10 protein-coding genes are annotated in these 11,601 nt (G+C 57.0%); 4 read left to right on the plus strand and 6 right to left on the minus strand.

Annotation, left to right across the window (positions count from 1 at the left end; translation table 11 throughout):
• Nucleotides 1-60 precede the first annotated feature (60 nt).
• Nucleotides 61-1,857, minus strand: a complete 1,797-nt coding sequence (locus BW956_RS07955) for an acyl-CoA dehydrogenase C-terminal domain-containing protein (RefSeq protein ID WP_076462245.1) — start codon at nt 1,855-1,857, stop codon at nt 61-63.
• A gap of 416 nt (nt 1,858-2,273) precedes the next feature.
• On the opposite strand from BW956_RS07955, the gene BW956_RS07960 reads away from it, so the two are divergent.
• Entirely contained in the window at nt 2,274-2,996 is a 723-nt protein-coding gene (locus BW956_RS07960) for an endonuclease (protein ID WP_076462247.1), read from the plus strand.
• 4 nt (nt 2,997-3,000) lie between these two features.
• Here the strand turns inward: BW956_RS07960 and BW956_RS07965 are convergent, their stop codons facing one another.
• From BW956_RS07965 to umuD, 3 genes are all read right to left on the minus strand, one after another.
• Complete coding sequence (locus BW956_RS07965) at nt 3,001-3,555, minus strand: DUF4124 domain-containing protein (RefSeq protein WP_076462249.1); 555 nt, start codon at nt 3,553-3,555, stop codon at nt 3,001-3,003.
• 361 nt (nt 3,556-3,916) lie between these two features.
• Complete coding sequence (gene umuC / locus BW956_RS07970) at nt 3,917-5,188, minus strand: translesion error-prone DNA polymerase V subunit UmuC (protein ID WP_076462251.1); 1,272 nt, start codon at nt 5,186-5,188, stop codon at nt 3,917-3,919.
• Nucleotides 5,185-5,622 carry a translesion error-prone DNA polymerase V autoproteolytic subunit gene (gene umuD, locus BW956_RS07975; RefSeq protein WP_076462253.1) on the minus strand — a complete coding sequence of 146 codons (438 nt, stop codon included), beginning with the start codon at nt 5,620-5,622 and terminating at the stop codon, nt 5,185-5,187. Before umuD ends, umuC begins: the two co-directional genes overlap by 4 nt.
• A gap of 178 nt (nt 5,623-5,800) precedes the next feature.
• Here umuD and BW956_RS07980 point away from each other — a divergent pair, with 178 nt between their 5' ends.
• Both BW956_RS07980 and cueR read left to right on the plus strand, forming a co-directional pair.
• On the plus strand, nt 5,801-8,275 hold the full coding sequence (locus BW956_RS07980; protein ID WP_076462255.1) for a heavy metal translocating P-type ATPase: 2,475 nt from the start codon (nt 5,801-5,803) through the stop codon (nt 8,273-8,275).
• A gap of 44 nt (nt 8,276-8,319) precedes the next feature.
• Nucleotides 8,320-8,778 carry a Cu(I)-responsive transcriptional regulator gene (gene cueR, locus BW956_RS07985; RefSeq protein ID WP_076462257.1) on the plus strand — a complete coding sequence of 153 codons (459 nt, stop codon included), beginning with the start codon at nt 8,320-8,322 and terminating at the stop codon, nt 8,776-8,778.
• A gap of 119 nt (nt 8,779-8,897) precedes the next feature.
• On the opposite strand, the gene BW956_RS07990 is transcribed toward cueR, so the two are convergent.
• Both BW956_RS07990 and BW956_RS07995 read right to left on the minus strand, forming a co-directional pair.
• On the minus strand, nt 8,898-9,101 hold the full coding sequence (locus tag BW956_RS07990) for a heavy-metal-associated domain-containing protein (RefSeq protein WP_010323165.1): 204 nt from the start codon (nt 9,099-9,101) through the stop codon (nt 8,898-8,900).
• 84 nt (nt 9,102-9,185) lie between these two features.
• Nucleotides 9,186-10,229 (minus strand): AraC family transcriptional regulator, encoded by a 1,044-nt coding sequence (locus BW956_RS07995; RefSeq protein WP_076462259.1) that lies wholly within the window; start codon nt 10,227-10,229, stop codon nt 9,186-9,188.
• A gap of 173 nt (nt 10,230-10,402) precedes the next feature.
• Between BW956_RS07995 and BW956_RS08000 the strand changes: the two genes are divergently transcribed.
• A complete protein-coding gene (locus BW956_RS08000) occupies nt 10,403-11,581 on the plus strand; it encodes an acyl-CoA dehydrogenase family protein (RefSeq protein ID WP_076462261.1) in 1,179 nt (392 codons plus the stop codon).
• Nucleotides 11,582-11,601: the final 20 nt, after the last annotated feature.

Consider the following 11,601-nt stretch of genomic DNA (forward strand, 5'->3'; position numbering starts at 1 on the left):
GCTTTGTCCTGGCAGCGGTGGTTGACCAATCTCCCTGGAAAACCACCGCATGTGTGCTGCTTAGAAGATGAAGTTGTCTTCCGGCAGCTCCATCAGGTTGTCGGAACCGGACAGCATGGTTTCGACCAGACCGCGGGTACGCGGCAGGATGCGCTCGAAGTAGAAGCGCGCGGTGGTCAGTTTGCTGCGGTAGAACGCCGCATCACCTTCACCGGCAGCCAGCTTCAGCTGTGCAGCCTGTGCCGAACGTGCCCAGAAGTAAGCCAGAGTGACGTAACCGGAATACATGACGTAATCCACGGAGGCGGCACCGACTTCTTCCTTGTTCATCATAGCCTTCATACCGATCTGCTGGGTCAGATCACCCCATTCGCTGTTCAACTTGGCCAGAGGGCCGGTGAACGCGCGCATTTTCGGATCTTCCTCAGCGGCCTTGCAGAACTTGTGAATCACCTTGGTGAAGCTCTTCAGCGTTTCACCCTGGGTCATCAGTACCTTGCGGCCCAGCAGGTCCAGTGCCTGGATCTGGGTGGTGCCCTCATACAGCATGGAGATACGGCAATCGCGTACGTTCTGCTCCATGCCCCATTCGCTGATGTAGCCGTGGCCACCGTACACCTGCAGGGCGTGGTTGGCGCTTTCGAAACCCACTTCGGTCAGGAAGGCCTTGGCGATAGGGGTCAGGAAGGCCAGCTGGGTATCTGCATTGGCTTTTTCCTCACCGTCGGCCAGCTTCACCTTGTCCACCAGCATGGAGCAGTAGTAGATCAGCGCACGGCCGCCTTCGGCGAAAGCTTTCTGCGTCAGCAGCATTTTGCGCACTTCAGGGTGCACAATGATCGGGTCGGCGGCTTTGTCCGGTGCAGCCGGGCCAGTCAGCGCGCGCATCTGCAGACGCTCACGGGCGTAGGGCAGGGAGTTCTGGAAACCCCACTCGGCATGGGCCAGGCCCTGCATGGCGGTGCCCAGACGTGCAGTGTTCATGAAGGTGAACATGCAGTTCAGGCCCTTGTTGGCCGGGCCAATCAGGTAACCGGTGGCAGCATCAAAGTTCATGACACAGGTGGAGTTACCATGGATACCCATTTTGTGCTCGATGGAGCCACAGTTAACGGCATTGCGCTCACCTGCACCGCCATCGGCAGTCGGCAGGTGCTTGGGTACGATAAACAGGGAGATGCCCTTGGTACCGGCCGGCGCATCCGGCAGGCGTGCCAGTACGATATGGACAATGTTGTCGGCCATGTCGTGTTCACCGGCAGAGATGAATATCTTGGTGCCGCTGATGGCGTAGCTACCATCGGCATTGGGTTCGGCTTTGGTACGCAGCAGGCCAAGGTCGGTACCGCAATGGGGCTCGGTCAGACACATGGTGCCGGTCCACTCGCCGGAGACCAGCTTGGTCAGGTAGGTCTGCTTCTGCTCTTCAGTGCCGTGTTCTTCCAGTGTATTCATGGCACCGTGGCTCAGGCCCGGATACATGCCCCAGGCCCAGTTGGCGGTACTGGTCAGTTCGCTGACCACCATGCCGAGGGAGTCCGGCAGGCCCTGGCCACCCCATTCGGGGCTGTGCGACAGTGAAGGCCAGCCGCCTTCGACAAACTGCTGATAAGCTTCACGGAAGCCGGTGGGGGTTGTGACCTGGCCGTCTTCAAAGCGGCAGCCTTCCTGGTCACCCACCTGATTCAGCGGGGCCAGAACTCGCTCAGCGAAGCGGGCGCCTTCTTCAATGATGGCGCTGACCATATCCGGTGTCGCTTCTTCGCAGCCCGGCAGCTGACTGTAATGCTGCTCGAAATCCAGCAGATCGTTGAGTACGAAATGAATGTCTTTCTGTGGCGCCTTGTACTCGGGCATGGTGGTGAACCCCTTGTGTTGTTATTGGGCTTGGACACTCTCGGGTGACGTTGAGAGGTCTTTCAGTGTTGCACCAAGCATCATGGATTCCGCTGGCCAAGCCAATGACATTTCACGCCAGTTGCACTGGCATTTATTGTCATTTGGCTTCTAAGCCCCATGTTTGCGCAGGGTTGGTTGAAGTTTGTATGTTTTGAAAGGTGACATTATCGGTCAATCGACTGTCATAATATGACAAGCATGGGCTATGGCTTACGTGTTTGCGTTGCTTATAGCGCGTTGCGCGTAGACAGGATTCACTTTTGCAGGCAGAGGGTTGATTTATAAGGTAAATCCGTTGAATATCCCGCCTGCGCAAGGAAGGCGCCGGTGCACAGGGATAAAGTGTGCTCAGCTGTTTGCATACGGTAGTCTCTATGCGTCTTGTTTTGCCCCTGATCCTCGCGGTTTCGGCGACGTTCGCCGCCGCGGATACCCCGTCGTCCTTTTACTCCGCCAAGAAAATTCTCGCCAAAGAGGTGTATCAGAATTCTGATCGCGTCACTTTTTATTGTGGCTGTCAGTACAGCGAGCAGGCGGTCCCCAATAAACCGGGGCGTACCCGTTTGACGCCTGCCGCCGATAGCTGTGGCCTCAAGCCGCGTAAAAATGCTAACCGTTCTGGGCGTATCGAGTGGGAACATGTGATGCCCGCCTGGGAGTTTGGCCATCAATTGCAATGCTGGCAGGAGGGCGGCCGCAAGAACTGTCGCAAGGACCCGGTGTTCAAGCGGATGGAAGCGGACCTGTACAACCTGGTTCCGGCCGTAGGTGAGCTCAATGGCGACCGCAGCAATTACCGTTTCGGCATGATCGCCGGCGAGCCGCGTGCCTATGGCCAGTGTGATTTTGAGGTGGACTTCAAGGCGCGTGTTGCCGAGCCGCCGGAGCAGGTTCGTGGCGACATTGCCCGCACCTACTTTTACATGGCTGAACGCTACGGTGTGCGGCTGAGCCGCAAACAGGAACAGCTGTTTACCGCCTGGTCATCGCTGGACCCGGTAGATGAAGCGGAACGAGCGAGGGCGCGGCGTATCCAGGCCATTCAGGGCCACCCCAACCCCTTTGTCGAACCGGATGTGATGCAGGCGAAGCGCTAACACTTCAGCGTGCACGGGAGCGTGACGAAAATCCGTACAGGGCTTCGTCACGTTCGGCTTCCAGCGTCACCAGCGCCTGCGCCATCCCCGGGTGGTCGGTGAGGTAGTGGCGCTTTGCTTCCGCGACCTGCTTGTCGAACCGGTGATGAATATTGCTGCGTTCTTTGGATACCGACTTGGCGGTGAGTGCGCGCCTGAGATTGGCGTCTATGCGTCCATTCACGCGTTTGAGCAGGGCTTTGTTGTCATACCCGACAAGACGCCGTGTCAGTGCTTTCAACTCCTTGTAGCGTGTTCTGATCGCTTCCCGGTTCACCTCAAGTGCAACAGAGCTATCTTTTTTCTTTGTGCTTTTTGCGGGTTTAGCAGAGCCATCAGGCACCAGCGTCGCGCTGTTGACCCTGAATGCATCTTTCGGAACAGGCTTGGCATCAGCGCTGCACGGCATATCGGAGTAAATCTTGCGGCCGTCCGGGCCTTCGCATTTATAGATGTCGGCGCTGGCTGGCATGCTGATACCCAGCGTAAGCAGAAGGGTGAAGTGGGGCAGTGTTTTCATGGGTCCATCCTTGGGTGATAGCGGGTTTGTGACATGAAGTTGCGGCTTATCCTTGCCACACCTTCTTATTGTCTGGTAATGCTGGGCGACTTGCTTTTATCTCTAAGCTTTCCGACAAGTGTACCTGATCAGGTAACTGTGACTGAACCTGTTGCGGCTTATCTGGCACTGCTCGCTCTCCAAGTCCCTAAGCTTGCTTCAAACTCCTGGCTCTGTGATGGCACGCAAGGGCTTTTGTGTCAGGTGGATCAAGCTTGGTACCGAGTAAATATTCATGTCGAAAAAACACAAAAAAATCGACATGGATTAAGGGTATGTCGATGCGATCGACAAAGGTTAAACAGAGTTCTCAGGCATCTACTCACTTCACCACCGGCAGCGATCGCCAGTTGGTGGTGTAGGCAGGCGATACGTGCAGGCGTTTCATGCGCCATTCTTTTTGTACGCCTTGTCCGGCCAGAAATACCTGGCCCTTGCCGCTGTGGTTGATCTTGTCCAGTACCGACATCAGGGCCTTGGCGTTTGGGCGGGTGTGGGCATCATCAAACAGGCCGGGCTGATATACGCCGGGCTCGTAAAAGTCGGTCAGCATGACGCCGGCTTTCATGTATCGATATCCATCCTTCCAGCTTGATCGCAGCAAACGTATTGCTGCGGCGACGAGATCGCGGGTGTCATCGGTGGGCACTGGGAGTTCGGCGCCCAGTGACGGCATATATTGTGGCTCTGCGGGGTTATGCCGGTTGGTGCGCATAAACAGGTTGATGCGCTTGGCTGTTTGGCCTTCTTCACGCAGCTTTTCGGCGGCTCTTACCGTGTATTCACATACGGCTTCGCGCATGGATTGGAAGCAGGTAATACGTTCACCAAAGGAGCGGCTGCAGATGATCTGTTGTTTGGTCGGTGTTACATCTTCCAGTGAAAGGCAGGATTCGCCATTGAGCTCGCGCACTGTGCGTTCCAGCACGACCGAATATTGCTGGCGGATGGTTTTGGGGTGGCAGCAGGCCAGATCCAGTGCGGTCTTGATGCCATCTTTATATAGCCGTTTGCTCAGCCGTCTTCCGACGCCCCAGACCTCATCGACCGGGACCAATTGCAGCAAGCGTCGCTGGCGCTCCGGGCTGGTCAGATCGACCACGCCGCCGGTGGCGGGGTAGCGCTTGGCGGCATGGTTGGCCAGTTTGGACAGTGTCTTGCTTGGCGCTATGCCGACACAGACGGTAATGCCGGTCCATTGTTGTACGGTGGTGCGAATATGGCGACCGAAGTCCGCCAGCGTTGCCACCGATTCCATACCACTGAGATCGAGAAAGGCTTCATCAATGGAATAGATCTCTACGCGTGGGGATTCCTGTTCCAGGATACTCATCACTCGTGCCGACATATCGGCATAGAGCGCGTAGTTGGAGGAAAATACCGCCACGCCCTGTTGTGTCAGGTAAGGCTCGATCTGATAAAAGGGAACGCCCATCTTGATACCCATCGCCTTGGCTTCGGCGGAGCGGGAAATAATACAGCCGTCGTTATTGGACAGTACCACGATGGGGGCGCCTGCCAGATCTGGCCGGAAGCGCCGTTCGCATGAGGTATAGAAATTGTTGCAGTCCACCAGAGCGAAAACCGGGTTCATCGGTCCGGCCCGCGCAGTGAGTGAATTACATTGGTGACCACGCCAAAGACATCCAGCTCGCAATCCTCGGGCAAGCGGATAGGGCGGTAGGCCGGATTACGGGGCAGCAGGCGCGTATGGGGCTTGAGCTCCAGCTGTTTGACGGTGAACTCTCCATTCAGGCTGGCGATCACGATATCGCCGTGCCGGGGTGACAGGGAAGAATCCACTACCAGGATGTCGCCGCTGAAGATGCCAACCTCAATCATTGAGTCGCCCTCGGCGCGCACGAAATAGGTGGCGGCCGGGTGGTGAATGCACAGGTCGTTCAAATCCAGTGTCTGCTCAACATAGTCCTGTGCCGGGGAAGGGAAGCCGGCCTGTACCCGCTCCATAAAGAGCGGTATGGACAGGGATGTGTGCGTGCTGGCACGCGCCAGAATAACCGCGTTCATCGATAGATATCCAAATACTGTATAAATAAACAGTATTATAGTCTTTCTCGGGCGGATGGCCATACCAGGACTGTGGCGAATTGATTCAGGGCAGCTCGTTATCCCGCTTGACCTTCCCATTGTGGGAAGGTTTATAGTCAAGCAATATCATCATGAGATGCTTGTAAGGAGGCAGCTGATGGATACCGAGACACAACAGAAACAGTCGTCGATAAGCCTGCCGATTGAGGGAATGAGCTGCGCTTCCTGTGTTGGACGCGTAGAAGCCGCATTGAAGAAGGTTGAGCATGTGGAAGAGGTTGCCGTCAATCTGGCGACCGAGCGTGCCGATATACGCGGCGATGATCAGCTGGATGCGGGCGCGCTGATCGAAGCGGTTGAGAAGACAGGTTATACCGTGCCAGCGACCACGACCGAGCTATCGGTTGAGGGCATGAGCTGTGCATCCTGCGTGGGCCGGGTGGAACGTGCCCTGCAAGCGGTACCCGGGGTGGTGGAAGCGAACGTCAACCTGGCCACCGAGCGCGCCAGTATTCGCAGTAATCTGCCTGCAGAAACTCTGATCGCGGCCGTGGCCGATGCCGGCTACAGCGCCAGTGAAGTGGATCGAACCGGTGCCGAGGCTGAAGAAGGCGACGACAAGAAAGATGCCGAATTGGCCGGGCTTAAGCGTGATCTGACGATTGCGGCAGTGCTGTCTCTGCCGGTCTTTGTCATCGAAATGGGATCCCACGTGATTCCCGGCATGCACGGCCTGATTGCCGATACGATTGGCATGCAGTTGAGCTGGTACATTCAATTTGTACTGGCAACACTGGTGCTGTTCGGGCCTGGGCGACGCTTCTTCAGCAAGGGCATACCGGCATTGTTGAGGGGCGCACCGGATATGAACTCGCTCGTGGTGCTGGGCACCTCCGCTGCCTGGGGGTATTCGGTCATTGCGACCTTTTTTGCCGGGCTGCTGCCGGAGGGGACCGCCAACGTCTACTTCGAAGCGGCCGCTGTGATCGTCACCCTGATATTGCTGGGCCGTTTCTTCGAGGCGCGGGCAAAGGGCCGCACCTCTCAGGCGATCAAGCGCCTGGTGGGGCTGCAGGCTAAAACAGCTCGCGTTATCCGTGATGGCAAAGCCGTGGAAATAGGGATCGGCGAAGTGCAGCCTGGCGATCTGGTTGAAGTGCGTCCCGGTGAGCGCATCCCGGTGGACGGTGAGGTGACTGACGGCGATAGCTATGTCGACGAGTCAATGATCACCGGCGAGCCCGTGCCCGTGGCAAAAGCGACGGGTAGCGAAGTTGTAGGCGGTACCGTCAACCAGAAAGGCGCGCTGACTTTCAAGGCGACGGCTGTGGGGGGCACAACCGTGCTGGCCCAGATCATTCGCATGGTCGAAGAGGCTCAGGGCTCGAAGTTGCCCATCCAGGGGCTGGTGGACAAGGTCACCATGTGGTTTGTACCGGCAGTGATGACGGCGGCGCTGCTCACCTTTCTGGTGTGGTTTTTCGCGGGGCCGGAACCGGCCCTGAGTCTGGCACTGGTGAATGCGGTGGCGGTGCTGATTATCGCCTGTCCTTGCGCCATGGGGCTGGCCACACCGACCTCGATCATGGTGGGTACCGGACGTGGTGCTGAAATGGGCGTGCTGTTCCGCAAGGGTGAAGCGCTCCAGCTGCTGAAAGACGCCAAAGTCGTCGCGCTCGACAAGACGGGTACGCTGACTGAAGGCAAGCCAGCACTGACTGACCTGGAAGTGGCCGAGGGCTTTGAGCGCAGCGATGTCTTGGCGAAGATTGCTGCCGTGGAATCCCGCTCGGAGCACCCCATCGGTCGTGCGATTACCGAGGCGGCTGAGAATGAGGGGCTATCTCTGCCTAAGGTCGAGAGCTTTGAATCCGTGACCGGTTTTGGTGTCAAGGCGCAGGCCGAGGGCGTGTCAGTGGATATCGGTGCCGACCGCTACATGAAAAAGCTGGGCCTGGATGTGGCGACCTTTGCCGACGTGGCGGAGCGTCTGGGCGATGAGGGTAAATCACCGCTTTATGCCGCGATTGACGGCAAGCTGGCGGCGATTGTGGCAGTCGCTGACCCGATCAAGGAATCTACACCTGAGGCGATCAAGGCACTGCATGATCTGGGACTGAAGGTGGCGATGATTACCGGCGACAACCGCCGTACTGCAGAAGCCATTGCCAAGCAGCTGGGCATTGATGACGTTGTGTCTGAAGTGCTTCCGGAAGGCAAGGTGGATGCGGTGAATACGCTCAAATCCCAACATGGCAAGCTGGCTTTTGTCGGTGATGGCATCAACGATGCGCCGGCACTGGCAGCGGCGGATGTCGGTATGGCCATAGGCACGGGGACTGATGTGGCCATCGAGGCAGCAGATGTAGTGCTCATGTCCGGCAGTCTGGGCGGTATCCCCAGCGCCATTGCGCTGTCACAGGAAACCATCCGCAATATCAAGCAGAACCTGTTCTGGGCCTTTGCCTATAACACGGCGTTAATTCCGCTGGCGGCAGGGGCGCTCTATCCGGCCTTTGGCCTGCTGTTGTCACCCATTTTTGCTGCTGCGGCGATGGCGCTGTCGTCAGTCTTTGTGCTGACCAATGCGCTCAGGCTACGCCGTTTCAAGGCGCCGACTCAGGCGGCTTGAGGCTAAAAGTGGCTGGAAATTGATCGTATACGCAAGGGGGCAACATGAATATAGGTAAGGCGTCTGAAGCATCCGGTGTGTCGGCGAAAATGATTCGCTATTACGAATCGATTGAGCTGATTCCCGAGGTATCCCGGACCGCAGCCGGCTATCGGGATTATTCGGACAAGGATGTACACCGCCTGCGCTTTATCCGGCGTGCACGGGACCTGGGCTTCTCGGTTGACCAGATGTCCGAGCTGCTGGCGCTTTGGCAGGATCGTGACCGAGCCAGTGCCGACGTCAAGCGTATCGCTCTAGAGCATGTGGCCGAACTGGAGCGCAAGGCGCAACAGTTGATGGAAATGAGCGAGACACTTTCCCACCTGGCAGGCAACTGTCAGGGGGATTCTCGACCCGACTGTCCGATAATCAACGAGCTCTCTGAAGGATGGGGAAGCGAAAAGGGTGATGAAACGGCCGGTTCCGGGTGCGGCAGCAACAAGGATAAGCCGGAGGACTGACGCGTAATAACAGGGAAAGGCGTGACAGGAGCTGAAAAAGCTTGTCAGGAATACAAAAGGCTGTCCCGGGCGCAGATGCTTGGGACAGCCTTGGCAGAAGCGGGCCTCAGGTGTGGCCCTCAGGCGTTGATTGCCTGGTTCTCGTAGCCGGCTTCTCGAATGGCATCACTGATCGCTGCAAACTCGGTTTCGCTTTTGACAGTCACTTCGCCCGTAGCCACATCAGCGGACACCTCGGCTTGAGAGTCCAGTGCCTTGACGGCTTTTTCGATAGCAGACACGCAGTGGCCGCAGGACATACCGGTAACCTTGAGATGGTGCATTGTTAACCTCCTTTGGGTGTTGAATGACTAAGACGATAGACCTTCCAACGATGGTAAGGTCAAGAGGGTTTTAAAAATCTAGACTCAGCAGCGTGCCTGACGCCACTGCGAAGGTGATTGTCCTGTCCAGCGCTTGAAGGCCCGACAAAACGCTGCCGCTTCGGCAAATCCGCTCTGTTCAGCGACTTCCTGCACACTCAGATGCTCACTGGCCAGCAGTTTCAGGGCAAAGTCATGACGCAGGTTTTCCTTGATCTGGCGAATAGAAGTGCCTTCGTGCATCAGCTTGCGGCGCAGGGTGCGCGGGGCGATGGCAAGCAGCTGGCTTATCTCGTCCAGCTCCGGCATCTGTTCAAGATCATAGCGTTGCAGCAATACGCGAATACGCGTTTGCAGGCTGTTATCGCGCACGGGCCGGTGCAGTACTACCGCAGGGCAATCTCGCAGAAACGCCTGTAACTCAACCGCGTTGCGAATAATCGGCAGCTGCAGATAGCGCGGGTGCAGATAAAAGCCTGAACAGGGCTGTTCGTAAATCAGCTCACCCAGATACATGGCGCGATACTCGCGTGCGTGGGCCGGTGCAGGGTAACCAAAGACCGTACTGGCAATGGGGATCTGCTGACCCACCAGCCAACTGGCAAAGCGTTGCCACATCAACATGATGAATTCCTGCAGAAAATGATCAGCATCCTCGCCCTGGTGTCGTAGGTGCAAGCGGAAAAACACCAGAGGGGTCTGGCTGGAACCTTCAAGCTCCAGACCAATATCCAGATCATCCGACAGGGCAGAGTACATGCGTGCACTCTGCTTGAGCATCCCGCCGAGTGTATTGGCCCCTTGGGATAATTCGGCGGCCAGTGAAAACACACCGCGCTTACAGATATGTGGCGATAGCCCCATAAACTCGTCGTTGGTCGCCCGCCAGGCAGCCTTCACCAGCTCACTGAGTTGTCGCTCGGTAATCAATTTGTCGGGGCTATCAAGCCAATGACCGGGAATATCCGCTTCTGCCATAAGCCTTTTGGCATCAGTGCCCTGTCGCAAAGCACCGCCAATACTGGCCCGTATGTAGTGGTTGGCAATATGAGCCTTGTCGGATGAGCGCCGGGTGTCGGGCGGGAGCATGGCATTCCACCTGTTTTGAAACGGATAGTCAGGAGCAGTGTGCAGGCATTGGCCTATCCGATCAATTAAAAAGACCCCAAGGGTCATTCAAAGGATAAGGCTCAGGCTCTTTAATGATGTAAAAGGTCAACCGGCCGGTGGCCCCTAAAGTAAAAACAACAAAAGGGCTGAGCATGAATACACAGGCAACGTCTGTTGTTGCCCCAGAGGCGGGCAATGAAGATAAGGCACTGTTTGAAGAGATGGTGCGTCGCATCCTGCAACAGGAAGTGGCTCCGGATTATGAGGCCTGGGAGGAGGCGCATCAGGTGCCACGTGAACTCTGGAACCGATTGGGCGAGGCCGGGCTGCTGGGCGTAGACCTGCCGGAGTCTTTGGGCGGTTCTGAAGCTGGCGTCGAAATCTGCCTGATGATCTGTGAAGAAATGTCGCGCCAGGGCTTTGGTGGTCTGGCCAGTGGCTACAACATCCACGCCAACATCGTCATGCCCTACATTCTCCACCTTGGCTCTGAGGCCCAGAAACAGCATTGGCTGCCCCGTATGGCCAGTGGTGAAGTCTTGGGTGCCATCGCCATGACCGAGCCGGGAGCGGGCAGTGATCTTGCCGCCATGCGTACCAGCGCCGAGAAAGTCGAGGGTGGCTGGAAACTCAATGGTGCCAAGGTATTTATTACCAATGGGCAGTTGGCGGATCTGGTGATTATCTGTGCCAAGACCGACCCCAGTGCCGGAGCCCGTGGTGTGTCTCTGTTTCTGGCGGATACCTCGCTGCCCGGTTTTTCCCGTGGCAAGTCGATCCGCAAGATTGGCCAGCACGCCAGCGATACCGCGGAACTCTTCTTTGACGATCTGATCCTGCCGGATGACGCTTTACTGGGTGAAGCGGGTCAGGGCTTTGTGTATCTGATGCAGGAACTGGCGCGCGAGCGTTTGGGTGTTGGAGCTCAGGCATTGGGTGCCATCGAGGGTGCTCTGCAGCTAACACTTGAGTATGTGCAGGAACGCCGCGCCTTTGGCCAGCGTATTGCCGATTTTCAGAACACCCGCTTCAGTCTGGCGCAGGTGCGTGCGGAGCTGGAGATGGGGCGCGCCTATTTCAATCAGTGTCTGCAGCGCTACCAGCAGGGCCTGATGAACGGGACCGATGCGGCAACGCTGAAGCTGATGCTGAGTGAGATGCAGTGTCGCTCCATAGACCGTTGTTTGCAGCTGTTCGGTGGCTACGGTTACACCCTGGAGTATCCGATTTCACGTTTCTATGTGGATGCACGTATCCAAACCATCTATGCCGGTACCTCGGAAATCATGAAAGAGGTGATCGCCCGCGACATGCTGGGTCGAGCAGGTTGAACCGATAACAATAAAAGGGA

This window comes from Marinobacterium stanieri, assembly GCF_900155945.1.
Classification (GTDB): Bacteria; Pseudomonadota; Gammaproteobacteria; order Pseudomonadales; family Balneatricaceae; genus Marinobacterium; species Marinobacterium stanieri.